Genomic DNA, 26,830 nt, shown 5'->3' with positions numbered 1-26,830 from the left:
TGCATAAATCGTTAAGCGTGTGTATTTAACACCAAGACATAATATAACACAGCTTTATCCGACAATCAAGAATCCTTTACACCTTTGGAGCGAAATTTTAAAAATAGCTCGATTTCTGTCTTTCCGCTCTTCATTTTCTGGGCAATTTGACTTGCCGAATATCCCTGTTCATATAATTCTATGACCTGGTCTTCAAATGATTGGACCTCACTGTTTACGATCTCTTCCCGACGGTCAACCTCTGTAATCAGACCTTCAATATGTTCAGGAAGATTCTCTGCCTCTTGAACTGGATCCCGCTCTTGATATGTTTCAGAGGGCTGAAGGCCTGGCTTTTGGGATTCTTCATCTGATTGACTTGCAGATGAAGCTTTATTTTCTATCAGTTTCTCATTTTCTTCTTTTAATTCAAGCAGAAATGCCGCCAAGGTGTTTTCCGTCTCTTCAAGTATCTGTTTTTGCTGTTTTTCTGTTTCTTTCACTGCAGCGAGCCTCGTATACAGGATAATGACAGCGTACAGAAGAACGCCGTGGAGCGTAAAGCTTAAAAGCCATAATAGTGTTGACATGTTTTTCACTCGCTAACCATGAAATTCATTATTGTATCACTTTTTCCAGCAGATTCTTTAATTTAAATAATGCCTTTGAATGGATCTGAGATATGCGGGACGTAGAAAGATTTAATACTTGTCCGATTTCTGTCAGTGTCAACTCCTCTTTGTAGAACAAACTCACAACCAGCTGTTCTTTTTCAGAGAGTTCGTGAATTTTTTCCGCAAGCTGTGCAATCAGTTCATCCTTCATAATCTTTTCTTCAGGCGGAACATTTTTGTCATCTCTGATCATGACTTGAATGTTTTCCCCATCGTCTTGATCATGGAGCTTTTCATCAATTGACAGCAGATTTGCAAAAAAACCTTCATTCATTGTTGACACGACATCCTGTACCGTCATTCCGAGTTCCTCTGCAATTTCCGCGGGCGATACATTCCGAAGATACCGCTGTTCAAGCTTTTCAATTGCTGCTTCAACCTTTTTTGTTTTTTCGCGCGAGGTTCTGGGCAGCCAATCTTCTTTACGAAGCCCGTCTATGATTGCGCCGCGAATTCTAAACGAGGCGTAGGTATCAAATTTTAAGTCCCGGCTGGGATCAAATTTTTCAAGGGCATCATATAAACCAAGCATACCAAGGCTCATAAGATCGTCTTTATGCACTGATTTCGGCAGTCCGACAGAAATTCTGCCTACATGATATGTGACAAGCGGCATGTAACGGCGCATTAAGTCGTCACCGGCTTTAGGATCTTTCCACTCTTTCCAGCGCGTCCAAAGCACCTGATCTTCATAATTCAAGGATTGCATTGTTATCCCCCTAATACCTTAATTAAATCGTTTTTTCACCTTGTTTAACAGTTCGAATATGCAGCATGCAGGACTTCGGTTCAAATTCTATCGTCCGGCCGCTTGAGCCGCCCGTATCTTCACTAATAATAGGAATATTAAATAAAGACAGCTGTTCTTTTATCGCTAATACATTTCTCGGTCCGATCTTCATCAAATCATTTGTCGATTTAAATTTAAACATCTCTGATCCGCCGGCCAGCTTTGCTTTTAATGCAAATTTCCGGCATCCCGCTTCTATCAGCATATCAATCGTGGTCTTTACGGCGGTGTCAGCGTACTTAGCCCGGTTGAGCTCGGCAGTTTTCGATAACGTCGAATCCGGAAGCATGACATGAACAAGACCCGCCGTTTGCTTTTCTTTATCATAAAGCACCAGCCCCACACATGAGCCCAAACCAGAGGTCCGGATGGTATCCGGGAAGCGGGCGATCTTCACGTCAGCAATCCCAACCTTTATAACAACAGCCTCAGTTGTACTCATAATGATGCACCTAAGGCGACAAAGAGCTTTTCAAATGAATCATAGTCCGGCAGCATAAACATATGCGCTTTCAGCTCCTGCTGATGGCTTTGGTCAAAAATTGACGTGTCGACAACAATGGCGTGTTCTCCAACCTGACTGAGCTCCATCAGCCCTTCGCTGATCACAGCTCCGAACATGTCCAATGAGACTTCAGGAACACTTGGATAGAGCTGGAGTTTCGTCAAATCCGCCAAAGCTGTTAAATATGACCCCGCTAAAATATTGCCCAGTTCATGCAAAGCGGATGAGCTCATGTGGTCTTCACCTAAGTCCTCTATGTCAAAATCGGGGTTTCCAATCAGCTCTCTGATAAACTGCTCCGCCTGAAAAAAAGGCATTATAAAGAACATTGAACCCGTTAAATCGCCTTCCATTCTTAAAAAGATGCTGGCAACCGGGACATCGGCGCCGCCGAAAAAATCAACAAGCTCATCAAAAGACAGCAGCTTTGCAAATGGGACTTCCATATCTATCTTTCTATTTAACAGCTGGGCCATTGCAGAGGCGGAGTGGCCGGCGCCTATATTGCCGACTTCCCGCAAAATGTCCATCTGCTCTTCTTTGATTCCATTAAAAATACTCATGTCATAACCCCTTTAAGATTAAGCTTGATCGGGCACAGCGGACTGAGATGATTCTTTATCCAAAACCGCGTTCGCATCAATAATATTTAAGAGTCTGTTCTCTTGTTTCACAATCTGTTCGATCGACACATCCGTATCTTTCTGAACGCCTTCTGGAGCAGATTCTATTTCACTTTCGTGTACGGTAATCACATCATTCGCTTCATCCACAATCCAGCCGACTTCAATATCACGATAAGCAATAATGATAATTCGTGTTTCATCGGTAATTTCATACTCTGGCAAATTCAGGCGTTTTCTTAAATCAATAACCGGAGTCACCACCCCGCGTAAATTGATTACCCCACAAATATATGGTTCAACGCCAGGTACCCTCGTTGGCTTTTGCCATTTTTCAATTGATTTCACCTGAGTGACGGAAATGGCATATTCTTTGCCATTTACCATAAAGACTATCATTTTTTCGCCTGTTTTAATTTCTGCAGTCATGTGAGACACCTCCTCGAATGGTTAAATAATCAGTGCATTACAATCAATAATGAGCGCTACTTCTCCGTCTCCTAAAATAGTAGCTCCGGAAATTGCAAAGACGTTTGTTAAATAATCTCCGAGTGATTTCAGCACAACTTCCTGCTGGCCAATAAAGGAGTCCACCACAAATGCAGTAGGTTTATCGCCTTTTTTCACGACAATGATATGGAGCTGTTCCGCATCTTTTCTTGTATCTTCTATTTTAAACTCTTCTTTTAAATAAACGACAGGGACAATATGCCCTCTAAAGTCAATCACTTCACGGTCATGCGTTTGCAAAATGTCTTTTCTGTCAATAACTGCTGTTTCAATGATTGAAGAAATCGGAATGGCAAATGTCTCTTCTTCCAACTTAATCAGCAGAACTGAAATAATAGACAAGGTAAGCGGCAGCTGGATGCTGAATAGAGAGCCTTGACCCTCGGCTGATTTTACACTGACTGAACCGCCAAGAGACTCCAGTTTGTTTTTTACAACGTCAAGTCCGACACCGCGGCCGGAAATATCAGAAATTTGGTCAGCAGTTGAGAACCCCGGAGCAAAAATCAATTCGTAAATTTGGTTGTCTTCTAAGGTTTCAGCTTCTTTTTCCGTTATGACCCCGCGCTCAAGCGCTTTTTCCAGAATTTTTTTGCGATTAAGGCCTGCGCCGTCATCCTCTACTTCGATAAAGACATGGTTGCCGCTGTGATAAGCTTTAAGCACAACTTTTCCTGATTCCGGTTTTCCCTTTTGCAAACGTGTTTCCGGCGCCTCGATACCATGGTCAATACTGTTTCTGATCAAGTGAACGAGTGGATCTCCGATTTCATCAATTACTGTACGATCCAGTTCAGTTTCCGCACCGATGATCGAGAGTTCAATTTTTTTATTCAGCTCTTTCTGAAGCTGGCGAATCATTCTCGGGAATCTGTTAAAAACGGTTTCAACCGGGACCATTCTCATATTCAGAATAATCGATTGCAAATCTCCGGAAATTCTCGTCATTCGTTCAACCGTTTCAGTCAGTTCATTGTGCTCAAGCTCTTTCGCAATCTGCTCGAGACGCCCGCGGTCAATGACAAGCTCTTCAAATAAGTTCATTAAAGAATCAAGCCTCTCAATGTTGACACGAATTGTTTTAGATCCGCTGGCTGAATGCTTCGCCTGTTCATCGTTTTTAGCAGGCTGTTTTTGTTTCTCCTGCTTCGCAGGTACAGCTGCTGCTGGTGAATCCTCTTGCTTAGATTCTTCAGGCTTTTCAGCTGATGTTAAAGGAGCCCCATGAATGACTTCAACATGCTCAATTTCCGACACACCATTGATTAATTGTTCAATGTCTTCCGCTGATTGATGTGTTAAGAAACAAACTTGAAAGTCAGTTCCAAAATCTTCTGTTTCAAGCACTTCAGCACTTGGAATTGTTTTGGCTACTTCTCCGACTTCATTTAGTTTTTCAAACACCATATAGACACGAACTGCTTTTAACATACAGTTTTCGTTCAGAGAAATCTTGATTTCATATCGTTTGAAGCCTTGCTCCTCCGCTTCTTGTATAACTGTGCGTTCAAATTCATCATATTCCCAATCAGATGCTGAACTCTGTGCTTCTGCAGGTTCCGCGGAGGCAGCGGATTCAGCGTGCGCACCATTCACATCAAGCTTGGCACTCACTTCTGAGATATCTCTTTTACCATCCCCGCCATCAATAATAGACTGAACCATTGCTTCCAGGTGATCCAGAGCTTCAAACAAAATATCCAGCCAGTCTGAGGTGACTTCCATGTCTCCGTTTCGGATTGCATCCAGCACGTTTTCAAGCAGATGGGTAAGATGTGCTAAATCCGTGTAGCCCATCGTTGCGCTCATTCCTTTTAATGTATGGGCAGCCCTGAATATATCATGTACGAGCTGAAGATCAGTCGGGTCTTTCTCTAAAAGAAGAAGCTTTTCATTACATGTTTGTAAATGTTCTTTACTCTCATCAATAAAGACATCTAAATACTGATTCATATCCATTTGAATCACACCCTCTCTTTTTTCACACAGCTTGTGATGGATGCTGCGATATCTTCCACATGTTTAATCTCATGAATGAGACCCGCTTTAACAGCAGCTTTTGGCATCCCGTATACGACACAAGATTCTTCAGACTCCGCAATGGCTTTCACATTGCCGGCTGTTAGCATGTCCTTTAGCCCAGCAGTGCCGTCACTGCCCATTCCGGTCATGATAACCGCTACTTTTTCATAATCTGTCAGTTTCCCGACAGAACGGAATAAATAATCAGCAGATGGTTTATGACGGCTTGGTGTGTCATGGTTATCAAGCACAATCTGGAGTCCTTCGCTGTTTTTAATAACGGATATGTTTTTTCCGCCCGGTGCTATGTAAACACAGCCGTTAAGAGCTGCTTCACCATCTTTTGCTTCTTTTACCTGAATGTCAGATAAATGATTCAGCCGATCAGCCAAAGAAGCAGTAAACCCTTCAGGCATGTGCTGTACGACAACCACTGGTGCGTTCAAATCCTTAGGGAGCTTCGGTATCACCTTTTGTAACGCTCGTGGACCGCCTGTTGATGTGCCGATACACACAATTTGTCTGCCCGTGCCAGGTTTCGGTTTGCTTAATTCAGGCTTAACGACAGCACGCACAATAGGTTCGGGCCGAACTGTCTGGGAAACAGGACGTTTCCGCTTGCCGGAAAGTCCTGCCGCGACGACACGCTCAACTAATTGTTCTTTAATTTTGTATAAATCCAGAGATATTGAGCCTGATGGCTTTGTGATAAAATCAAAGGCACCGATCTCCAAACAATTAATTGTGCATTCTTTACCTTTCTCGGTCTGGCTCGACACCATAATGACCGGCAAGTTATAAATCTCAATAATTTTGCGGAGCGTATCTGTCCCATTCATGACCGGCATTTCAACATCAAGAGTAATAACATCCGGTTTTAATAATTCAATCTTCTTAAGCGCTTCTTCTCCGTTTCTCGCAGTTCCGATTACTTCTATCTGCTTTTCTTCGGTCAGAAAATCACTTATCATTTTTCTCATAAAAGCTGAATCATCAACTACAAGCACACGAATCAAATTAAGCCCTCCTCATTAAAAAAGAAGATAATTTCTCAATAAATGTCTGTTTGTCTTCTTTGTGTCTCGTTTCTTCTCTTTCAAACAAGGCGTCCGCTAAAATACGGACTGACCGGCTGGCTTTTGCCTGAGGGCTTTTTATGAAAAAAGGAACCTGTTCGACAACCGCTTTGCTCACGATCACATCGTCAGAAACGGAACCGGCAAACTGAACCTGAACATCCAAAAACATATGAATTGTACGGGAGAGGCGGGCAAAAGCGTCAAGCCCTTCCTTTTGGTCACGGCACCGATTGACAGCCACCTTCATTGAAAGCTTATTTTCTGTCAAAACCAAGTGCTTGACAGCGCTGTATGCGTCCATAATGGCCGTCGGCTCGGGAGTTGTTATAATCAAAATATCTTCTGCTGATAAAATAAAAGGCAGTTGATCTTTTGATAAGCCTGCTCCCATGTCAAACAGCACATAATCGAACTGGCTTAATGCATGAGAAAGTTCATTGGCAAAAAACGTCCATTTTCTCTGATCGAGCTGAAACATCACATCAAGACCGGTTCCCCCTGATATATACCGCAAACCCTTTGGGCCAACGGATAATGACTGCAGCAAAGGCTTACGATCGGTTAAAACATCGATTATCGTGGCAGACGATGAATTTCCTATTAATATATCAATGTTCCCCATCCCGATATCAAGGTCGATGAGCAGCACCTTCTTACCTTTATCCTGCAGCGCAAGTGCCATATTTAAGGTAATATTGGATTTTCCGACACCGCCCTTGCCGCTGATGACAGCAAGTGTCTTCGCTTTTTGTGAATAAACCATCGGCAGAACGCGCTCACGTTTTTCCATTTTCGCCCGTAAAGTTGCTGCTTGGTCATATCTGTTCATCTGCACAGCATCCTCACAAAACCAAGTGGAGATACAGTCTGTATATCCTCAGGCACATTCTGTCCGTTTGTCATAAACCCGACACCTATTTTTGATTCTGCCAGTATATTAAATACAGAACCTAAGGAAGTCGTTTCATCTATTTTCGTAAAAATATACTGATTGACAGGGACGGATGAAAACCGTTTGACAATATGCTTCATATCTTCATATTTTGCAGTCGCGGATAAAACAAGAAATGACTGAATGCTGCTCTCAAAAGGAATCGTTTCTTTCAATTCATCAATGTATTGCGGGTCCTTGAAGTTTCTTCCGGCTGTATCAACAAACACATGATCATACTCAGAAAATAACTCCTTCGCCTGCTGAAATTCTTCTTTTGTATAGCAAACTTCCAGAGGAGCCTGCAGCAGTTCAGCGTATGTTTTCAACTGTTCAACAGCTGCAATACGATACGTATCTGTTGTAATAAAAGCGATTTTTTTATGTTTTTCAAGCATAGATATGGCTGCGAGTTTAGCAAGTGTAGTTGTTTTACCAGCTCCTGTTGAACCAAAGAGAACGATATATTTTGAATGAATTGGCTCCTGCCACTTGTCTGCTGCGGGCAGCATATCGCATAGTATTTCCTGAAGTTTGCCGACAACATTTTCTTCAGTCAAGCCGCCTGCTTCAACAGAGAAGCGAAGCAATTTTTTCAGAGTGTTCGTTTTCGTAGACTCTTTGATCCCTGTTTCTTGCAAAAGCTTTTCTGCTTTTCGCAGCGGCTCAGGAAGTACAGATTGATATGCTGAAAAATCACCTAGCTCCTGTTGCGCCGGAATTTGAGGGGGATATGTTCTCTCCTCTATTTTCGGACTGCTGACCGGAGTTTTTAATGTTTGTTTCGGTTCAGCTGCCTTCTGAGGCGTTTTTTTCTCAAGAAAGTCCTGATCCAATACGGCGATTACTTCAACAGCAGGCTTGTTGACGAGGCCAAACCATTTTCGCTTTTTAATTTTTTTCGAATTTAATATGACCGCTTCATTACCTAACTCTTTTCTGATGAGAAGTGCCGCTTCTTGCATTGAAGCAGCAGTAAATTTTTTTATTTTCATTAAATATCCACCACTCCAATGCTTTGTACCTCAACATTCGCCTCAAGTTCGTTATAAGAGAGTACCGGAAGATCAGGGAAGTACCGTTCCAGAAGCTGCTTCACATACATTCTGACAGGCGGCGAGCAAAGAAGAATCGCGGTTTCCTGACGTAATGAGAGCTGTTCAGCTTCTTTGGCGACAGAGCGTACTATACTTTCTGAAATATCTGGTTCAAGTGATAAATAGTTCCCGTGTTCCGTCTGCTGCACACCGTCTGCTATTGCTTTTTCTACACGGCCCGAACAAGTAACAACCTTCAATACTTCATTTTCTTTGGCAAACTGGGCTGTAATTTGTTTAGCAAGCGCTTGTCTTGTATACTCTGTCAAGAGATCAGAATCTGTTGTTAATTTCCCATAGTCAGCAAGTGTTTCAAAAATCGTTACTAAGTTTCGAATTGAAACTTTTTCTTTTAAAAGCTTAGCAAGCACTTTCTGAATATCACCGACAGACAATGGATTCGGCGTAACCTCTTCAACCAGGACTGGATACGATTCTTTCAAGTGATCGATCAGCTGTTTTGTCTCCTGCCTTCCGATCAATTCGTGGGCATGCTGCTTAATTTTCTCCGTAATATGCGTTGAAACGACTGATGCAGGATCAACTACTGTATAACCAAGCATATCGGCTTCATCCTTTACCGCTTCGCTAATCCATTTAGCCGGCAGCCCGAATGAAGGCTCCACTGTTTCAATCCCTTCAATGAGATCGTCCTCAGGAGTAGGCGACATCGCTAAATAATGATCAAGCAACAGCTCGCCTTTTGCTACTTCGTTTCCTTTAATTTTCAATCGGTATTCATTAGGCTGCAACGCTATATTATCTCTGATTCGCACGACAGGAATGACAAGCCCGAGTTCCAAAGCCAACTGACGGCGTATCATAACAATTCGGTCTAATAAATCACCGCCTTGATTGGCATCAGCAAGCGGTATCAGGCCATATCCAAACTCAAATTCTATCGGATCTATATGCAGAAGCTGAACAACACTTTCAGGGCTTTTAAGCTCGTCCACCTCAGCCTCTTCCTCAAGAATCTCATCCACTTCTTCTTTTTCCTTACCTGATTTAGATAGTGTATATGCGCCAAAAGCAAGCAATCCCGCAAGCGGCCCCGTCAGAAGGATGCCGATCGGAGTGAAAATACCTAAAAGCATGATCGTAGCTGCTGCGACGTATAAAAGCTTTGGATACGCAAACAACTGGCCTGTAATGTCATGCCCTAAGTTTCCTTCAGAGGCAGCTCTTGTGACCACAATACCCGTAGCCGTAGAAATTAACAGTGCCGGGATTTGCGAAACAATTCCATCCCCTACAGTCAGCATCGTAAAGTGTGAAGCAGCCTCTTGAATGGACATGCCCTGCTGAAGCATTCCGATCACGATTCCGAAAATAATATTGATCATCACAATGATGATTCCGGCAATGGCGTCACCTTTTACAAATTTACTGGCACCGTCCATTGCTCCATAAAAGTCTGCTTCTCTTGCCACTTTTTCGCGGCGATGCTTCGCTTCCTGTTCGGTAATCATCCCTGCGTTTAAATCAGCATCAATACTCATCTGCTTCCCCGGCATTGCGTCCAGCGTAAACCTTGCTGCAACCTCGGAAACACGTTCAGCACCTTTTGTAATGACGATAAACTGAATAATAATAAGGATGATAAATACAACGAGTCCAACTAATACATTTCCGCCGACAACGAAATTTCCGAAAGTCTCGACGACTTTCCCTCCTTCACCGTGTGAAAGAATTGAACGGGTAGTTGAGACATTCAAGCCCAAACGAAATAGGGTTAAAAGCAGCAGCAGTGACGGAAAAATCGAAAACTGAAGCGCTTCTTGCATATTCATTGTGGTGAGAAGCACGATCAACGCAAGAGAAATATTAATTATGATCAAAATACTTAACAGCCATGGAGGAAATGGAATCACCAGCATCGCCACAATGAGGACAACACTTATTAAAACGGATAAATCTCTTGTTGACATGCTGTTTTTTCTCTCCTTTTAATTCGAAAAATTCAATATACTTTTTGTTTTGTTTTATATACGTAAGCCAGAATTTCTGCTAAAACTTTAAAAAATTCTTCCGGCACTGCCTGGTCAATTTCCACCTGATCATATAACGCACGGGCAAGCGGTCTGTTTTCTACCATCATGACATCATGCTCTTTAGCAATTTTCCTGATTTTTAACGCCAGGTGGTCGACACCTTTTGCAACAATATAAGGAGCGTCCATTTTTTCTTCATCATATTTCAAAGCAATCGCATAGTGAGTCGGGTTTGTGATAATGACATCTGCTTTTGGAACTTCCTGCATCATCCGCCTCATAGCCATTTCCCGCTGTCTTTGTTTAATTTTAGACTTAATAATCGGGTCACCTTCAGATTTTTTGTACTCGTCTTTTATATCTTGTTTTGACATTTTGATATTTTTCTCATAATCAAATCTCTGATATAAATAGTCAAGACCAGCAAGAATCAACAATGCACCTGCACCGCTTAGTCCCATCCACAAAGTGAGTTTTGAAACGAAAGATAGTGCCTCTTCGGGTGTCAGGAGAGGAAGCCGGAGAATTTCTCCATAATGCAGCCAAAGCACAGCAAAAGCCGCAAAACCGACGACTACGATTTTCAAAATTGATTTAATCAGCTCTACAATCGCCCTCATACTGTATATTCGTTTAAAGCCTTTGATCGGATCCAGTTTTTCAAGCTTAGGCTGTATCACTTCAGCAGAAAATAAGAACCCAACCTGCATATAGTTGCTTACGACTCCTGCAACAAGAGCAACAAGCAAAATCGGTGCGAGTATTATGCCCATATCCTTTAATAAGCTGACAAACAATGTATGCACATTTGATTCTGAGAGCTTCATTGTGAGCGATTCGGTATAAAATGTTTCTATGAATGACAGCAGCCTGTCTCTCATATACGGACCAATTGCAATAAGCGAAAGGAATATTACCAGTAAAGAAACGGCGGTATTGACATCCGAGCTTTTGGCTACCTGCCCCTTTTTTCGCGTATCCTTCCGTTTTTTCGGAGTGGCTTTTTCTGTCTTCTCTCCCGCAAAAAACTGCAGGTCAACTCTAAGCTTCATTAAGAAACACCGACCAATGCTAAAAGATTCCGCATCGTTTCAATCGTTAAGCTGAAAACATTCCGGACAACGACGAAGATAACGGACATACATACAATGAGCATGATGAAACTGACAGCGATCTTTAAAGGCAGACCGACCACAAATACATTTAACTGCGGAACAGTTCGAGCAACGATACCTAATGCTAAATCAACTAGAAACAAACTGGCCACAACAGGCGCTGACATTTGAAAAGCGATAATAAACATTGCATTAAAGCTTTTCGCAATAAAATAGGCAAACTTTTCATCGCCGAAATTCGGAAATGCCTGATCAACTGAAATATACTGGAAGCTGTAGTAAATACCATCCAGCAGCAAATGGTGGGCATTGACACTCAGCATAAACAAAAGTGCCATGGTATAGATAAACTGGCCAATCAACGGACTTTGTGCACCGGTTTGCGGATCAATAACGTTTGCTATTGAAAATCCCATTTGAAAATCAATAAACGAGCCGGCAATCTGCACTGCGGCAATCATCATATAAGCAATTAAACCCAGACATAGGCCGACCAAAGCTTCTTTAAACGCCAAAAGCATATAGTGCCCATCTATCTCCAAAGAGGGCGGTTTATCAATGGTGCTGAAACAAATGACCGCAAGAAAAAAAGCAAAACCTATGCGATGAACAGCTGGCACATTTCGATGTCCAAATAGCGGAATCGTTACAAAAAAAGCAGAGATTCTAATAAAAACCAATAAAAAAGTAGGAAATAAGTCAATAATTGAATTCATCTCTACATTACCCTGCAAAACGATTTAAATTAGAAAACAGCTCTGTTGTAAATGAAAGAATCGTCGACAGCATCCACGGACCAAAAAAAATGAGAGCCAGGAGAACCGCCACGATTTTCGGAATAAACGCCAAAGTCTGTTCCTGGATTTGAGTTGTCGCCTGAAATATGCTGACAATTAAACCGACCAGTAAAGCAATAGCCAATAATGGCCCGCTGATCATCAGCGTTACGTATACGGCTTTTTCCGCCATAGAAATTACAAATTCTGAACTCACGTTTAGCACCTACCCTAAAAGCTCTGAAGCAAAGATTTCACAATTAAATACCAGCCGTCTACCAAAACAAAAAGTAATATTTTAAAGGGCAGAGAAATCATAACTGGAGGCAGCATCATCATTCCCATTGACATCAAGACGCTCGCCACTACCATATCTATAATTAAAAAAGGGATAAAAATCATAAAACCTATTTGAAATGCTGTTTTAAGCTCCGATATGGCAAAAGCCGGAACCATTGTTGTTAACGGAATATCCTTTAATGATTCAGGTTTATCCATTTTCGCGTAATTCATAAACAGCGCCAGATCCTTCTGCCTTGTGTGTTTACTCATAAATTCTTTAATCGGTTCCTCAGCTTTCGTATACGCTTCATCCAAGCTGATTTTGTTGTCCATTAATGGGGTCAGCGCTTCTTTATTAATTTCTGAAAAAGTAGGAGCCATAATAAAAAATGTTAAAAACAGCGCAAGCCCGATTAGAACCTGGTTTGGGGGCATAGATTGCGTCGCAAGTGAAGTTCTGACAAATGACAGAACAATGACGATGCGAGTAAAACAAGTCATAAGAATCAATATTCCAGGCGCCACTGAAAATACAGTTAACAATAATAGTAATTTAACAGTCGAACTTACGTTTTCCGGATCGCTTGAACTGAAAATATTTATAAACTCATTCATGATGACGTGGGCCTTTCTTCTTTCCTTCAGAACGGTTTTGTTTTAACTCTTCAAGTTGCTCTTTTAATGCTTTTGAAAATGAAGGCAGTTTTTGCTGCGGCTGATGTTCAGAACTCTTAAGCGGCTTCACAAACTTTTGCCACTCTATTTTGCTTGACATTGCCTCTTCATGCTGACTGAGAATGACTTCAATCTCTTTTTCATCCTCAATTTCTTTCAGCAGCTGGATCGTCTCTCCTACACCGACGACGAGCACACTTTTCCCGACCTTGATCAATTGTATGGATCTGTTCTGGCCGACCGATGTGCCGCCAATATTTTCAACATATTGAAAAGGCTTTAGGAGCCGATTTCTTTTGTTCATGAGCTTAACCAGCCCGTAAATCAGCGCGATAACAAACAGTAAAGCGAAAATCATCTTTACAAAATCAAAAGCTGAGACAGAAGGAGCAGCCGCTCCCTCCGTCTCATCAGCAGTTTTTGTTGTTTTTTCTTTCTTTTGCTCTGATTGATCTGCAGTTTTTTCATCTTTCTTTTGAAACCATTCGTTTACAGTTGAATTATCAGAGTCTGCCGCGGCAGCAGCAATCGGATGTACACTGAATAAAACGAAAAAACAAATAAAAACAATAAAATATTGACTCTTTTTCAACAGTCGTACACCCTTTAACTTAATGTTTTGTTGATTGCTTCAAGCACACGGTCAGCCTGGAAAGGTTTCACAATGAAATCCTTAGCGCCGGCCTGAATGGCATCAATAACCATTGATTGCTGTCCCATAGCAGAACACATGATGATTCTTGCCTGCGCATCAATTTGTTTAATTTCTTTTAATGCTGTAATACCATCCATTTCTGGCATCGTGATATCCATAGTAACAAGGTCAGGTGAATGCTCTTTATATTTCTCTACCGCTTGTGCTCCATTTTCAGCTTCCGCCACAACTTCAAAACCATTTTTAACTAAAATATCTTTAATCATCATTCGCATAAATGCTGCGTCATCTACAATTAAAATTCTATGTGCCATAATCTATCTCTCTCCTTGTGTTTCGTTATTTTAAATTATTAATGCGCTCTGCCTGGCTTAAAATGTCAGTGACTCTCACTCCAAAGTTTTCTTCAATGACAACGACCTCGCCTTTGGCAACGATACGCTGATTAACTAAAATATCTACAGGCTCACCGGCTAATTTATCAAGCTCGATAATACTTCCGGCAGAAAGCTCTAAAATCTCTTTTACGCTTCTCTTCGTTCTGCCAAGCTCAACAGTAATCGAAAGCGGGATATCCAAAAGCATATCCAGATTATGAATAGGGGCTTGTACAGCTTCGTTTGGATCAAACGCGGAAAATTCCACCGGTGAAACCTGAACTGGCGCTGCTTTTTTTGCTGTTCCCTGCCTTTTTGGCGGCTGCTGCTGTTGCTTCGGTTCAATACGCGGCTCTGGCGTCACAGGCTCTTTCGGCTGTTCGTATGTAACTTCAGGCTGCACCGTTTCTTCTTCCTCTGCACTTTCTGAGTTCATAAGGCTTGAAATTAAATCTTTCGCAAATGTCAATGGGTAAAGTTGCATAATGCTGGAGTCTATTAATTCTCCCACCTTTAAGTTGAAAGAAACTTTCACCAGCATTTCATCATCAGGAATACGGTCTGTACCCTTTTCTTCAGTAACATCCAGCAATTCAACCCGAGGAGGTGAAATATCAATTTTTTTACTGAATACAGTAGACATTGATGTGGCAGCCGATCCCATCATTTGGTTCATTGCTTCTTGAACCGCACTTAAATGGATTTCACCCAGTGAAGGGTCCGCACCTTTTCCGTCTCCCCCGATCATTAAGTCCGCAATGATCGCCGCGTCACTTTGTTCCACGACTAACAGGTTGCTTCCGCTGAAGCCCTCCGTATAATTCACTTCAATCGCTACATACGGTTCAGGAAACGCATCGCTGATTTTACTTCTTGGAATGACCGTTACGCTTGGAGTCGTAATATCGACCTTTTGATTTAAAAGCGTTGACAGTGCTGTCGCAGAACTGCCGAATGAAATATTACCGATTTCACCGATCGCATCACGCTCCATTTCCGATAAGTCATCTACTTCCGGAATCTCTGGCTCATCAAGCGTGCTGCCAGTACCGTTAAGAAGCGCGTCAATCTCATCTTGAGATAATCTATTATTCTCCATCTTGTTCACCTCTTATGTCGTGATCTAAAATTTGCACTGCCTGTTTTCGATTCACCCGGCCGGCTTGTCCTAAAAATTTCGGCTTATCTCCGACCAATACAGTAAGAGGATCCGTGACTGATTTGTCCAAAGTTATGCAGTCTCCGACTTCTAAACTTAAAAACTCTTCTATCGTCAGTTCAGATGTGCCGAGCTCGGCCACGACAGGTATTTGTGCTGTCATGATACGTTTTTCAAGCGACTTTGTTTCCTCAGGCTTTGGCTCATTTCGGTCTGATTGCATCCAATAGTGGACTGAAAGCTTCGGTATGAGCGGCTCGAGTACAATATGCGGGATACAGAGATTAATGACACCGCTGATTTCACCAATTTGAGTATTGAGCGAGATCACCACGACTGTTTCATTAGGAGATACCATCTGAACAAATTGCGGATTCACTTCAAACTCAGTCATTTCCGGTTCAATATCAGCAATTGACTGCCAAGCTTCTTTATAATTACCCAGTGCATTTTCAAATAAATTAGAAATGATTTTTGTTTCAATTTCTGTCAAACTGTCAACCTTGTTATGACTGATTCCAATCCCGCCCATGACTCGATCCATCATCGTATAAGCTATCGTGGGGTTGACCTCCATCATAATTCTTCCTTCCATCGGATGAACATCAAATAGATTCAGAATCGTCATGTTTGGAATCGATCTGATAAATTCCTCATACGGAACCTGATCAACAGAACTGACAGATATGTGAATATAGGTTCTGAGCTGAGCAGAAAAATGAGTGGTAAGAAGTCTTGCAAAATTGTCATGAATTCTCGTTAAACTGCGGATCTGATCCTTAGAAAACCGCAGCGCACGTTTGAAATCATAAACCTTGACTTTCTTCTCTTTTTCTTCTTTTTTCAGCTCTTCAGCGTCCATTTCACCAGTTGATATTGCAGAGAGCAGTGCATCTATTTCATTTTGGGAGAGAACTTCTCCTGACATTTTCCTCACCTCCGTATTCTGTCAAATTATGCTTTATTGCAGATTAAAGGAGGTAATATACACTTTTTCTACTTTTCCTTCTTGGAGGTAGCTATTTATTTTATCTTTTAGTTCCTTCTTAAAGGTTTCTTTTCCCTTGTCTCCCTCAATCTGATCAGCATTCGTATCAGCCAGCAGTGATATAACAGCGTCTTTCACTTGGAAATCACGTTTCTCAAGTTCTTCTTTTGATTTATCAGAATCAGTTTCAAGTTTAATAGCAAGACGGATAATGTTATCAGACTTTAAATTTGTTGTGATCTCTTCTACATCAACAGAAGACGCAACGATTTCATCAATACTTTTTTTCGCTTCACTTTTTTCGGACTTTCCGCCTAAAACAAAATAAGCCGCCGCCCCGAGAGCACCAATTACGATAAGAATAATTAGTAATATGATCATTAACTTTTTCTTCATTCCGGTTCCTCTATTCCTTGATCCATTGCAAATATTTGTATTTTTCGGTAGAAAGCTGCGATCTTTTCCAGAACAGCTTCTTCATCTTCTTTTACTACAAACTTCTTACCATTTGACAGAGTAATTGTAGTATCCGGAAAACATTCAATCTGTTCAATAAATAGCGCATTCAGTGTAAAGGGCTGCCCGTTCAAACGGGTTACTTTAATCATAAAACAGCGGAGAAGCGATTACTCGCCTCCCCTCCCTCCTTAACGTTTAAGGTTAACCAGTTCTTGAAGGATTTCATCAGATGTTGTAATAATTTTTGAGTTTGATTGGAATCCGCGCTGGGCTACGATCATTTCAGTAAATTCGTCAGTTAAATCGACGTTAGACATTTCGAGAAATCCTGATTTAAGAGCACCAGTTCCGCCGTCACCAGGCTGGTTCGCTGCACTGGCCGTTCCAGAGTTTAAAGATTCACGGTATAGGTTGCTTCCGATTTTATCCAATCCATCACTGTTGGCAAAAGTAACAATCCCGATTTGTCCCCCGTCTTGTGTTTTCCCCTCAGCATCAACAATTGACACCTTTCCATCAGAACCAATGCTAAAGCTTTGAGCATCAGTAGGAATTTTAATTGTTCCGCCATTCATATTTAGTACATGGTAGCCATCACCTGTAACCAGTGTTCCAGTATTATCTAAATAGAAGTTCCCTGCTCTTGTATAAGCTGTCCCGTCACCTGTATCAATTCGGAAGTAACCGTCGCCGTCAATTGCTAAATCAAGTGTTCTTCCTGTGCTTTGTGTCGCGCTTGTTGAATGAATTGTATCAATTGTGCCAGATGATGAACCTAAACCGATTTGCTTAGAGTTTGTTCCGCCGATTGTTGCACCAGCAGCAGAACCGCCGGCAATGGTTTGGCTTACCATATCTTTAAAGGTCACACGGCTCTTTTTGAATCCTACTGTATTTACGTTGGCAATGTTGTTACCGATTACGTCAAGCTTTGTTTGAAAGTTCTTCATACCGCTGATTCCAGAATAAAGTGAACGTAACATAATATATTCCCCCAGATGTTTTTATTTAGATGATTGTCCCACAGACATGACATTCGCAGGACTGATCTCGGTCCCATCATCAAGAACGAGATAATAATTTCCTTTAAAATGTTTAACAGAGCTTACTGTGCCTGTTTTATCTGTTGCACTTTTACCATCAGTCCAAGATACTTCTTTTCCCATCCAATCAACATACGTTGTAAACGGATCTTGGTTTTCAACGAATTGAGTCATTGTCGTATTCAGATTCATCATTTGCTCCAAGCTTGAAAAAGTCGCCATCTGGCTGATAAATTCTTTATCGTCAATCGGGTTAAGCGGATCTTGGTTTTGAACTTGAGTCATTAATATTTTTAAAAACTCGTCTTTCCCCAAGCTGCTGTTGTTCGTCGACACAGTGTTCGTTTTTTCAGGCAGTTTATATTCTGAACTTATAGAAGTCATTCTTCTTCCTCCATTTCAACCATCGACACTTCATCGAGCAGATCGCCAAAATCATTTGATTGCTTTTTCTGTCTTTGCTGTCTCTGCCCCTCTTGCTGCTGTTTCTGTTCATCAGCAAGCTGGCCGTATATCGGCTGATCCCCGCTTTGGACCGGAAGAGTAAAACGGTCAATTTGGACGGCCATATTCGGCAATGATTGCTTCAGCTGAGGAAGATGCTGTTCAAGCAATTCTTTTGCTGATTGGCTAGATGCTATGATTTTACTCTGAAACATTCCATTTTCATTTGTCAGCTTGATTGTGACAAATCCTAAATGTTCAGGGTTCAGCCGAATAGTGAAACTTCCCGTCGATCTGCCGAAAGGCGTATATTTCATCTGCTTCCACGCATTAATCACTTGATCAGCCACCGTTTTTGTTTCGGCATTTGGTATATCAGATGACATCTGCTGCAGATCAAGTGTTTGAACTCCTCCTATGCCCCGATACCCCGAAAACAGCATTTGGAGTCCTGATTTACTATCTACAGGCTGAATACTTCCAGAAACATCCGATGCATTTTTGCTGGATGAACTCTGCGAGAGCGGTGTGAGAACACTCTTCCCAAAGTCTTGTGATGATTCGGATGATTTCGATAACAAGAAGGCTTTCAGCTGGCTTTCAGCTAAACTCCATTCTTTGGTCCCTTTTTGAGGAAGCATAGACATTTGATCCATTAAGCTTTGAAAACTTTTCAGCTCTGACGCTGTCATCGAGTAAAGTTTTGAACTTGACTCAGCTTTAGTGAATATTTGCTGTTTAAGATCCTGAATTAGTTGTTGAGATACACCCTTCTTTTCTAATGCAGAAAGGAATTGATCTCCATTTTGGTAAATGGCATGAGCTTCATTGCCATTCCCGCGATCAGTCAGCTTATTCCCTTCTACGAGCTGGCTAATGAACATCTGGATATAGATAAGCTCTTTAGCAGGCTCGGATACTTCATTTTCCTGATTTGATTGCTCTGTATCAGACTTCAGTGCTCCATTAATGTCAGAAGCAGAAGCATTGGCACTCAGAGCCGTTTTAGCTTCTGAAAAGATTTTCTCCGTTTCTGTGAGCAATTGATCCGTCCCGCCTGACATTTTTGATTCAACTGCTTGCAAAAGATTTTGCAACATTTGCAGAGCATTCGCATCCAATTGCTTCCCTGTCAGTTTGCTTAATGTTTGCAAAAGATCCGCATTTTGTTTGTCTTGATCTTCAGGACTTGCATTTAGCCAGTCACCGATCTTTTTAAGCGCATCTGCTAAAAGCTGATCTTCGGAATTAGGAGTACCCTTTCCTTGTTCTGAAAGTTCCTTCAATCCAGCCTCAGACATAAGCCAGTTTTGAAAAACTCCTTGGCTACTTTTCATGTTTTTAGCGGCAGAACCCGTTGTGGTTTGCAGCAAAGGTCCGGCTAATTCAAGCAGCTTCACCTTTCATTCCCCCTATTCTTGGCTGGCAGCAATTTTTTCTGTATAGGTTGCTGCTTGCTCAGGAGTCATTTTCGCCAATATGTCAGCAAGCTGCTTTTTGCTTAGGCCATTCAATATTTTCAGTGCTTCTTGCTCCTTTAATTGGGCAATAATTTTAGCAGCCTTTCCGCTGTCCATGCTTTTGTACACACTGATCACTTTGTCATTTTCAGAAGAAGCTTTCGAGTCTGCTGATCCTTCAGTATGATCTTCTGATGACTTTTTTTGATCCTCAGCCGTCTTTTCAAGTGAACGGATCTTTTGATTGAGCCTATCGATTTCTGATTTACTTGTTTCTAAATCTTTATTCAATATACTGATTTCACTTTTTTGATCCTTAATGGTCTTTTCCAGAGCTGCCGTATTACTGCTATCCTTACTTGATGCTGCGCCTTTTTTATTTTCGGTTTCAGGGACCAATTCTTTAAGAACCGGCGTTTTTGCCGCAGCATCCTGTATCGGCTTTATGACATTGATACCAGCAGCCCAAAGAACAATCCCCCCTGCGATTAATAGAAACATCAGCGGGAGGATAATGATAAGCAAAACCGAACGGAACTTACCTGATTCTTTCTTTTTGCCGGACATTACATTCGCTCCTAATGGCCTTGAATCATAAACTGCTTAATCGAAATATCGTCCATTTCTTTCATTTCTGCAGCTTTATCTTCAAGAGCAAACATTTTAAACTGTTTTTCACGCATTTTTTCAAACTTTTTCACTTCAATGTTTTTCTCTGTCAAAATTTCTTGTTTTTGATTCATTTGATTTCTTTTTATAATGACAAGCTTTTGATAGTGATAGATCGTATTATCAAGATTCGAGACAAATTGTTGGTAGTGCCTCATTTCTTGTACACTCATGCCGCTTTTTAATTTCTTTTCCTTATTTTGTTCCAGCAATTCCTTTTTGCTCATATTCTCATATAATTTTTCAGCAACGTTTTCAAATTCAGAAACTGATTGCTGATACTCGGATAAGGATTGGTCTTTTTCATTTTCTTTTAGTTCCAGCAGCTTTTGGAATCTAAATTGATAAGCCACGTTTATTCCTCATTTCCTGTCAAACTAGTTAATGCAGCAATGCTTTCTTCCAATAAAGCCGGTTCGTCTGTTCCCTGCTTTAAAAATTGAATAAGCTGCGGATAAAATTGTATCGCTTCATCAATTTCTCTGGATGATCCTCTTTTGTAAGCTCCGATATTAATGAGATCTTCCGAATTTTGATATGTCGATAAAAGCTCACGGAATTTATTTGCCGCATCCAGATGCTGTTTTGTTGAAATGTTTGACATCACCCTGCTGATGCTTTTTAGTACGTTAACTGCAGGAAACTGGCCTTTATTGGCAAGCGCCCTGTCCAACACAATATGTCCGTCTAAAATTCCGCGTACAGTATCGGCAATCGGCTCATTCATGTCATCCCCGTCTACCAACACTGTATAAAATGCCGTAATGGTTCCATGCTCGTTTGCACCTGTTCGTTCTAGTAAACGAGGTAAAATAGCGAACACTGAAGGTGTATAGCCTTTTGTCGTCGGAGGCTCTCCTGCAGCCAGTCCAATCTCTCGCTGCGCCATTGCCACCCTTGTAACAGAATCCATCATAAACATGACATTTTGGCCTTTATCTCGGAAATACTCGGCAATTGCAGTCGCTGTATATGCCGCTTTCAATCTCATTAATGCTGGCTGGTCTGAGGTGGCAACGACTACAATCGATCGTTTCAGCCCCTCTTTCCCCAGATCTTTTTCAATAAACTCCCGAACCTCTCGTCCGCGTTCTCCGACAAGTGCAATGACGTTTAAGTCAGCCTCTGTCTGCTTGGCGATCATCCCCATTAAGGTGCTTTTTCCGACACCGCTTCCTGCAAAAATTCCAATCCGCTGGCCTTTACCGACTGTCAGCAAGCTGTCAATTGATCTGACTCCAACACCCATCTTTTCACGGATAGGCGGCCGTTTCATCGGGTTGGGCGGTGATTGCTCCGTTGATACAGGCGAAAGCCCTTTAGGCAGAAGTTTTCCGTCAAGCGGTTCTCCAAAAGCATCGATGACTTGTCCAATCAGTCCGGTTCCAACTTTAACCCGAAGTGATTCCCCAGTAGCTTCTACAATGCTGCCAGGTGCAATGCTCGCAGCCTCTAAATAAGGCATAAGCAAAATATTTTCTTCCTGGAAGCCGACTACCTCAGCTTTAATGACTTTCCCAGATTGTCCTTTTGCATAAATCAGGCACACGTCGCCAATTGAGCTTGCTGGCCCTTTTGATTCAATCATCAGGCCGATGACCCGCTTGACTTTTCCGTACCGTTTATACGAGTCTGTCATTTCTATACAATCTATCAGACTCTGTGTCTTCATTCAGCTGCACCTGCTTCCAGCGCTGTCAGAAGTTTATCTTTCAATTGCATCAATTGTGTGTCAACACTCGCATCTACCCTGCCAAAAGGAGTTTCAATATAACAGGTTCCTTTTTGAGCTTTTTCATCAGCATATATGCCAAGCCGACATTCTTTATAAAGAAGCTGCTGGATTTCATCTTTTTGCTGAAAGATTGTCTCATAGTAATATGGATCAACATAAATTGATATATCGTCATATTCCTTCACTTCGTTTATAACCTGTTGTACAAGCAGGAGGAAAGCCTCTTTATCATCAGACTTTTGCTGCCAAACTTTTTTTGCTAGGGCAACGGCAAGCTCAACGATTTCTTCATTAGCGTCTTCAAGCTTGTCCTCAACAGCTTTTCTGGACATTTCAGTTATACTGTTTGCTTGGCCGATCAGTTCTGCATACTGTTTCATTGCCTCAGCTTTGCCCAGCGCTACTCCTTGTTCAAAGCCCTCGGCTTTTGCTTCTTCAATAAGCTTCTGTTTTTCAGCCGCCCAATCGTTTTTCTCCTGTTCAATTTGACGGCGAATATTTTCTATATGACTGTTTGCCTGCTCAGAAATCCGATCAGCTTCCTCTTTCACTCGGGCCATAAGCGCCTCCGGGTTCTCTTCAGCCTGCAAAAGGTGAGAATGATCAATACGCACCTCTTGTATAGAAAGTTTTCTTTTTTCCTTTTGTGGAGAAATAGATGATTCTTGTTTAATGATATTAGACAATAATATCATCCCCTCCGCCTCTTGCTATTACAATTTCACCGGCTTCTTCAAGCTTTCTGACGATGCTTACAATTCTCGATTGAGCTTCTTCTACATCTTTCAAGCGTACAGGGCCCATAAATTCCATTTCTTCTTTGAAGGTTTCAACCATACGCTGTGACATATTGTTGAATACAATTTCTTTGACTTCCTCGCTTGCAACCTTTAATGAAAGGAGCAAATCGTCGTTCTCAACATCGCGAATGACTCTCTGAATGGCACGGTTATCAAGTGTGACAATATCTTCGAAGACAAACATCCGCTTTTTAATTTCTTCAGCAAGATCGGGATCCTGAATTTCCAATGAATCCAAGATCGTCTTCTCTGTCCCTCTGTCTACCCCGTTTAACACTTCCACAACAGCTTCAATTCCGCCTGTTTGTGTATAATCCTGAGTAAATGCAGAAGATAATTTTTGTTCCAGAATCCGTTCTACCTCATTAATTATTTCTGGAGATGTTCTATCCATAACCGCGATTCTTCTCGCAACCTCAGCCTGTACTTCAGGATTCAGCTCGGATAAAATCTGCCCAGCCTGCACTGGATCTAAATAAGACAAGATTAACGCCATCGTCTGCGGATGCTCTTGCTGGATAAAATTCAAAATTTGTTCAGGCTCCGCTTTTCTGGCAAAATCAAATGGTTTAACCTGCAAAGAAGAAGTCAGCCTGTTTAGAATGTTCTCCGCCTTATCCTCTCCAAGCGCCTTTTCCAGAACTTGTCTTGCATAGCTTAAACCGCCTTGAGAAATATAATCTTGCGCAATGGCTATATTATGAAATTCTTCTATGATTTCATCCTTTTTTTGATGATCGACGCTTCGAACACCTGATATTTCCAGAGTAAGCCTTTCAATTTCTTCATCGGTTAAGTGCTTATAGACAGAAGCTGACACATCTAACCCCAAGGAAATCATGAGAATGGCTGCTTTTTGTTTTCCTGTAAGCTTATCTTGATCACGTCTCGCCATTTCTAATTCCTCCTAATCCTCGGCCAGCCAGCTTCTCAGCAGTTTTGCAAAATCTTCCGGCTTGTCTTTCGCCATCTTTTCAAGCTGTTTTCGTCTGACTGATTCCGCTGTTTCATTTTCCTCTTCGTTGATATCAGGCAAATTGATTGGTTCTTGAGGAACCTCATACTCATATTCCTCAAATTCATCCTCTTGCGCCCGTTTCTTTCTGATAAGCATAATGATCAGAACAATGATCGCTGCGATTAAAACACCGCCTACAATATATGCCCACAGCGGGATACCTGAGGATTCTTCCGTATTTGTATCCAAATTGACTTTTCCGTCGAATGGCTGAACGGAAACAACAATCTTATTATTGATATCAGCATCAGATAAATTCTGATTTTGCGTTTCATCTTTATCCAAAGATGTTCTGACTACAGTTGAAAGGATTTTTTGTATATCATCCTGTCTTTCAGTTGATAGCGACGCAGTGTTTTTGGCATCAGGCGGCTCTACCATTACTTGAATCCCTAAATCTCTGACCTTATAAGGACTTTCAGCGATTTCTTTATGAATTCGGTTAACCTCGTAATTGATTTTGTTGCTGTTTTTTTCGTAGTTCCCGCTTTCGGTATTTTCACCGTCAGCCTTATAATTTGTAACATCTTCCTCGCCGGTTCCGGCAGTTCCGCCGTTGGCTGCACCGTCGCCCTGATATGTTTCAGATACCTTTTCAGCGCTGACTGCAATACCTTCCATGTTTTCTTTATCCACAGGCTCGACAATGTCTTCTGTCCGATTTTCTTTTGTGAAATCAATGTCTGCTGTAACGGAGACAACGACTTTATCTTGGCCCATCATCGTACCCAGCAATGACTGTACATGTTTTTGAATGTCTTTTTCAACTTGAGACTTAATTCCTTGCTGAGAAGAATAACTATCCGCGTAGGACCCTGCATCGCTGTCTGATTTGTCGTAGTATGTAGAATTTTGGTCCATGATGACGATGTTATCTTCTTTTAGGTTTGGCACGCTTTTAGATACCAGATGATATAATCCGTTGATTTGGCTTTGATCAAGTGTATAACCCGGTTGAATCTGCAAAACGATTGATGCAGATGCTGCAGATTGCTCCTCACCGACAAACACAGCGTCTTTCGGGAGATTAATCATTACTTTTGAATTTTTAATACCGTCCATTTCATTGATCAAGTTTGACAGTTCTGTCTGTGTAGCTTTCACTTTCACCATATCAAACTCATTGTCTGTCAAACCAAAGCCGGCATTCTGTCCAAAAAACGAATAATCAATTGATCCCGTTTTAGGAAGTCCTTCTGCAGCCATCTGCACTTTCAAAGAATCAACCTGATCCTCCGGAACACTAATCACTGTACCGCCATTCGAAAGTTCGTTTGGCACTTTTTTTGCATCCAATTCTTCTTTGATTTGTCCTGCTTCTTCGGCAGACAAATCTTTGTACAGCGGCGCCATTTTAGAATTCGAAGCAAAAACACTAATAATAATTCCAATAATAATAATTGCCGCTAAAGCACTAACCATTAAAATCTTTTGTAATTTAGATCTATTTTTCCAAAACTCACTCGTTTTGTTTTTCATTTGCATTAGAGTACGATTCATGTTAACCCCCGGTCATTCCACTCTTTCTCTAAATCGTCAGACCCCCTACATTTGCATTCTCATAATCTCCTGATAAGCTTCCACAGCTTTATTGCGGAACTCTGTTGCTGCAGTTAGAGAGATGCTGGCTTTTTGAGCAGCGATCATGACCTCATCAAGATTTACATCTTTTCCTGCAGCCAAGGCATTAGTCATGTTGTCAGAAGCTACTTGGGACTCATTTAACGAACTAATAGAGTTTTTTAAAAGCTCCGAAAAGCTTGTTTGATTTGAAGAATCTGTTTTTTGGCTATTGTTTACTTGATTTGTTGCATTTTGAGTGTTTTGAGTATTTTGAACCTGAAAAGGAGAAATTGCATTAATCACATTCATTCACCTACTTTCCGATTTCTAACGCCTTCATCAGCATTCCCTTTGTGGCATTCATCGCCGTGACATTCGCCTCGTATGATCTGGTGTTGCTGACAAGATCAACCATTTCCTTTAATGGATCAACATTAGGCTTTTGTACATATCCTTCAGCGTTTGCATCAGGGTCTGTCGGATCATAGACAAGATTAAAATCTGAATCATCCTCCGTAATTTTTGAAACCTTCACACCGTTTCCAGCATTCCCGCTTCCGCTCATTTGAGAATTGAGAATAGAAGAGAACGATTCACCTTTTGACTGAAGGGAAACCATTTTTCTTCTGTAAGGCACCCACTCTCCATTCACCTGCTTAGCTCTTGTCGTATCCATATTTGCTAAGTTAGATGATACAACGTCCATTCTGACTCGCTGAGCTGTTAAAGCCGATGCTGAAACATTTAAGCTATGAAAAGCTGTCATCATTTTCCTCCTGTTAATACGGTCTTCAGCGAATTAAATTTACCGTTCATTCTTTCAACCAAAGCTTGATAGTTGATTTGATTTTGCGCCAATTCTGTCATCTCTTTGTCAACATCAACATTGTTTCCGTTTTGCTGATACGATGTATCTCCGCTCGCAACAATTGAATAATTCGAATCAGTATCAGAAAAATCAACATGACGATAGTCTGTTTTTATCGCTTCAAGACGCGAGGATTCTTGATCTAATAAATTTTGGAAAGAGACTTTTTTTGCCTTATAGTTCGGTGTATCTATATTGGCGATATTATTAGTTATGACTTTTTGCTTAATATCCGCTCTACTCAAGGCATTTTCAAGATTTTGTATCGTTCCAGAAAATAAGCTCAAATCCACTTACCTCCATTTCAGTTTTTTTCACCCTCAATATCCTTGTCGAGAATTGTAAAACTATATGCTTATTGTAAGAAATAACAGGCATAAAGTCTATGAAGTTCGTGTAAAAAAATGTCCTCACAATTATCTATTTTGCAACTAGGTATAAAGTCCTAGATTGTTAGAACTACATTTCTCGCCTTGATATAAGCCTGAAAATAGCAGAATTTCTGTTTTTTCTCCTTTCTTTTCGGCATTTTTGAAACTT

At 41.3% G+C, this 26,830-nt stretch carries 32 protein-coding genes; all 32 read right to left on the bottom strand.

Features of this window, described 5'->3' with window-relative positions; genetic code table 11:
- Window positions 1–65 precede the first annotated feature (65 nt).
- From swrB to flgB, 32 genes are read right to left on the bottom strand one after another with little or no spacing between them, the layout of a single operon-like run.
- Complete coding sequence (swrB, locus tag MHI44_RS20410) at window positions 66–569, bottom strand: swarming motility protein SwrB (RefSeq protein WP_014476819.1); 504 nt, start codon at window positions 567–569, stop codon at window positions 66–68.
- 28 nt (window positions 570–597) lie between these two features.
- Window positions 598–1,362, bottom strand: coding sequence for an RNA polymerase sigma-28 factor SigD (gene sigD, locus MHI44_RS20405; RefSeq protein ID WP_003220911.1), 765 nt, complete (start codon window positions 1,360–1,362; stop codon window positions 598–600).
- Between the two features lie 22 nt (window positions 1,363–1,384).
- Window positions 1,385–1,885, bottom strand: a complete 501-nt coding sequence (cheD, locus tag MHI44_RS20400; RefSeq protein WP_014476818.1) for a chemoreceptor glutamine deamidase CheD — start codon at window positions 1,883–1,885, stop codon at window positions 1,385–1,387.
- A complete protein-coding gene (gene cheC, locus MHI44_RS20395; protein WP_003231935.1) occupies window positions 1,882–2,511 on the bottom strand; it encodes a CheY-P phosphatase CheC in 630 nt (209 codons plus the stop codon). Before cheC ends, cheD begins: the two co-directional genes overlap by 4 nt.
- Before the next feature lie 18 nt (window positions 2,512–2,529).
- Window positions 2,530–3,000, bottom strand: coding sequence for a chemotaxis protein CheW (gene cheW, locus MHI44_RS20390; RefSeq protein WP_003231938.1), 471 nt, complete (start codon window positions 2,998–3,000; stop codon window positions 2,530–2,532).
- A 21-nt stretch (window positions 3,001–3,021) separates the two neighbouring features.
- On the bottom strand, window positions 3,022–5,040 hold the full coding sequence (cheA, locus tag MHI44_RS20385) for a chemotaxis protein CheA (RefSeq protein ID WP_339203592.1): 2,019 nt from the start codon (window positions 5,038–5,040) through the stop codon (window positions 3,022–3,024).
- A gap of 5 nt (window positions 5,041–5,045) precedes the next feature.
- Window positions 5,046–6,119, bottom strand: coding sequence for a protein-glutamate O-methylesterase CheB (gene cheB / locus MHI44_RS20380; protein WP_014476816.1), 1,074 nt, complete (start codon window positions 6,117–6,119; stop codon window positions 5,046–5,048).
- Between the two features lies 1 nt (window position 6,120).
- On the bottom strand, window positions 6,121–7,017 hold the full coding sequence (gene flhG / locus MHI44_RS20375; protein WP_010886507.1) for a flagellum location/number ATPase FlhG: 897 nt from the start codon (window positions 7,015–7,017) through the stop codon (window positions 6,121–6,123).
- Complete coding sequence (flhF, locus tag MHI44_RS20370) at window positions 7,008–8,108, bottom strand: flagellar biosynthesis protein FlhF (RefSeq protein ID WP_017694879.1); 1,101 nt, start codon at window positions 8,106–8,108, stop codon at window positions 7,008–7,010. Before flhF ends, flhG begins: the two co-directional genes overlap by 10 nt.
- Window positions 8,108–10,141: a flagellar biosynthesis protein FlhA gene (gene flhA, locus MHI44_RS20365; RefSeq protein WP_003231947.1), complete on the bottom strand. Its 2,034-nt coding sequence runs from the start codon at window positions 10,139–10,141 to the stop codon at window positions 8,108–8,110. The genes flhF and flhA overlap by 1 nt, the downstream gene beginning before the upstream one ends.
- 32 nt (window positions 10,142–10,173) lie before the next feature.
- Window positions 10,174–11,256: a flagellar biosynthesis protein FlhB gene (gene flhB / locus MHI44_RS20360; RefSeq protein WP_014479790.1), complete on the bottom strand. Its 1,083-nt coding sequence runs from the start codon at window positions 11,254–11,256 to the stop codon at window positions 10,174–10,176.
- Window positions 11,256–12,035 (bottom strand): flagellar biosynthetic protein FliR, encoded by a 780-nt coding sequence (fliR, locus tag MHI44_RS20355; RefSeq protein ID WP_339202570.1) that lies wholly within the window; start codon window positions 12,033–12,035, stop codon window positions 11,256–11,258. The genes flhB and fliR overlap by 1 nt, the downstream gene beginning before the upstream one ends.
- Before the next feature lie 7 nt (window positions 12,036–12,042).
- The gene (gene fliQ / locus MHI44_RS20350; RefSeq protein WP_003220888.1) at window positions 12,043–12,312 is read right to left on the bottom strand and encodes a flagellar biosynthesis protein FliQ; all 270 of its coding nucleotides are present in this window, start codon (window positions 12,310–12,312) and stop codon (window positions 12,043–12,045) included.
- Window positions 12,313–12,326: 14 nt separating this feature from the next.
- Window positions 12,327–12,992, bottom strand: a complete 666-nt coding sequence (gene fliP, locus MHI44_RS20345) for a flagellar type III secretion system pore protein FliP (protein WP_003245692.1) — start codon at window positions 12,990–12,992, stop codon at window positions 12,327–12,329.
- The gene (gene fliZ / locus MHI44_RS20340; protein ID WP_014479789.1) at window positions 12,985–13,644 is read right to left on the bottom strand and encodes a flagella biosynthesis regulatory protein FliZ; all 660 of its coding nucleotides are present in this window, start codon (window positions 13,642–13,644) and stop codon (window positions 12,985–12,987) included. The genes fliP and fliZ overlap by 8 nt, the downstream gene beginning before the upstream one ends.
- Window positions 13,645–13,658: 14 nt before the next feature.
- Window positions 13,659–14,021 (bottom strand): chemotaxis protein CheY, encoded by a 363-nt coding sequence (gene cheY, locus MHI44_RS20335; RefSeq protein ID WP_014476812.1) that lies wholly within the window; start codon window positions 14,019–14,021, stop codon window positions 13,659–13,661.
- 25 nt (window positions 14,022–14,046) lie between these two features.
- Window positions 14,047–15,183, bottom strand: a complete 1,137-nt coding sequence (fliY, locus tag MHI44_RS20330) for a flagellar motor switch phosphatase FliY (protein WP_003231962.1) — start codon at window positions 15,181–15,183, stop codon at window positions 14,047–14,049.
- The gene (fliM, locus tag MHI44_RS20325) at window positions 15,173–16,171 is read right to left on the bottom strand and encodes a flagellar motor switch protein FliM (protein ID WP_003220879.1); all 999 of its coding nucleotides are present in this window, start codon (window positions 16,169–16,171) and stop codon (window positions 15,173–15,175) included. Before fliM ends, fliY begins: the two co-directional genes overlap by 11 nt.
- A gap of 33 nt (window positions 16,172–16,204) precedes the next feature.
- Window positions 16,205–16,627, bottom strand: a complete 423-nt coding sequence (gene fliL / locus MHI44_RS20320) for a flagellar basal body-associated protein FliL (RefSeq protein ID WP_003231964.1) — start codon at window positions 16,625–16,627, stop codon at window positions 16,205–16,207.
- A complete protein-coding gene (swrD, locus tag MHI44_RS20315) occupies window positions 16,624–16,839 on the bottom strand; it encodes a swarming motility protein SwrD (RefSeq protein ID WP_003231966.1) in 216 nt (71 codons plus the stop codon). Before swrD ends, fliL begins: the two co-directional genes overlap by 4 nt.
- 39 nt (window positions 16,840–16,878) lie before the next feature.
- Window positions 16,879–17,673: a flagellar basal body rod protein FlgG gene (flgG, locus tag MHI44_RS20310; RefSeq protein WP_003231968.1), complete on the bottom strand. Its 795-nt coding sequence runs from the start codon at window positions 17,671–17,673 to the stop codon at window positions 16,879–16,881.
- 21 nt (window positions 17,674–17,694) lie between these two features.
- Window positions 17,695–18,117, bottom strand: a complete 423-nt coding sequence (flgD, locus tag MHI44_RS20305) for a flagellar hook assembly protein FlgD (RefSeq protein ID WP_003231970.1) — start codon at window positions 18,115–18,117, stop codon at window positions 17,695–17,697.
- Window positions 18,114–19,577 carry a flagellar hook-length control protein FliK gene (locus tag MHI44_RS20300; protein ID WP_015715887.1) on the bottom strand — a complete coding sequence of 488 codons (1,464 nt, stop codon included), beginning with the start codon at window positions 19,575–19,577 and terminating at the stop codon, window positions 18,114–18,116. The genes flgD and MHI44_RS20300 overlap by 4 nt, the downstream gene beginning before the upstream one ends.
- 12 nt (window positions 19,578–19,589) lie before the next feature.
- Entirely contained in the window at window positions 19,590–20,204 is a 615-nt protein-coding gene (locus MHI44_RS20295) for a MotE family protein (protein ID WP_014479784.1), read from the bottom strand.
- Window positions 20,205–20,215: 11 nt separating this feature from the next.
- Window positions 20,216–20,659 carry a flagellar export protein FliJ gene (fliJ, locus tag MHI44_RS20290; protein WP_021479292.1) on the bottom strand — a complete coding sequence of 148 codons (444 nt, stop codon included), beginning with the start codon at window positions 20,657–20,659 and terminating at the stop codon, window positions 20,216–20,218.
- A gap of 2 nt (window positions 20,660–20,661) precedes the next feature.
- Window positions 20,662–21,978 (bottom strand): flagellar protein export ATPase FliI, encoded by a 1,317-nt coding sequence (fliI, locus tag MHI44_RS20285; RefSeq protein ID WP_015715886.1) that lies wholly within the window; start codon window positions 21,976–21,978, stop codon window positions 20,662–20,664.
- Complete coding sequence (fliH, locus tag MHI44_RS20280; RefSeq protein WP_003244804.1) at window positions 21,975–22,727, bottom strand: flagellar assembly protein FliH; 753 nt, start codon at window positions 22,725–22,727, stop codon at window positions 21,975–21,977. Before fliH ends, fliI begins: the two co-directional genes overlap by 4 nt.
- Complete coding sequence (gene fliG, locus MHI44_RS20275) at window positions 22,720–23,736, bottom strand: flagellar motor switch protein FliG (RefSeq protein WP_003231981.1); 1,017 nt, start codon at window positions 23,734–23,736, stop codon at window positions 22,720–22,722. The genes fliH and fliG overlap by 8 nt, the downstream gene beginning before the upstream one ends.
- 12 nt (window positions 23,737–23,748) lie before the next feature.
- A complete protein-coding gene (gene fliF / locus MHI44_RS20270) occupies window positions 23,749–25,359 on the bottom strand; it encodes a flagellar basal-body MS-ring/collar protein FliF (protein ID WP_010886506.1) in 1,611 nt (536 codons plus the stop codon).
- 45 nt (window positions 25,360–25,404) lie between these two features.
- Window positions 25,405–25,725 carry a flagellar hook-basal body complex protein FliE gene (fliE, locus tag MHI44_RS20265; protein WP_003238544.1) on the bottom strand — a complete coding sequence of 107 codons (321 nt, stop codon included), beginning with the start codon at window positions 25,723–25,725 and terminating at the stop codon, window positions 25,405–25,407.
- A 10-nt stretch (window positions 25,726–25,735) separates the two neighbouring features.
- A complete protein-coding gene (flgC, locus tag MHI44_RS20260) occupies window positions 25,736–26,188 on the bottom strand; it encodes a flagellar basal body rod protein FlgC (protein WP_339203590.1) in 453 nt (150 codons plus the stop codon).
- Window positions 26,188–26,577, bottom strand: a complete 390-nt coding sequence (gene flgB / locus MHI44_RS20255; protein ID WP_003245656.1) for a flagellar basal body rod protein FlgB — start codon at window positions 26,575–26,577, stop codon at window positions 26,188–26,190. The genes flgC and flgB overlap by 1 nt, the downstream gene beginning before the upstream one ends.
- Window positions 26,578–26,830: the final 253 nt, after the last annotated feature.

Origin of the sequence: Bacillus sp. FSL K6-1366 (assembly GCF_037976695.1) — a bacterium.
Lineage (GTDB): Bacteria > Bacillota > Bacilli > Bacillales > Bacillaceae > Bacillus > Bacillus subtilis.
Note: the sequence above shows the minus strand (reverse complement) of the source record. Positions and strands in the feature narration are given on the sequence as shown.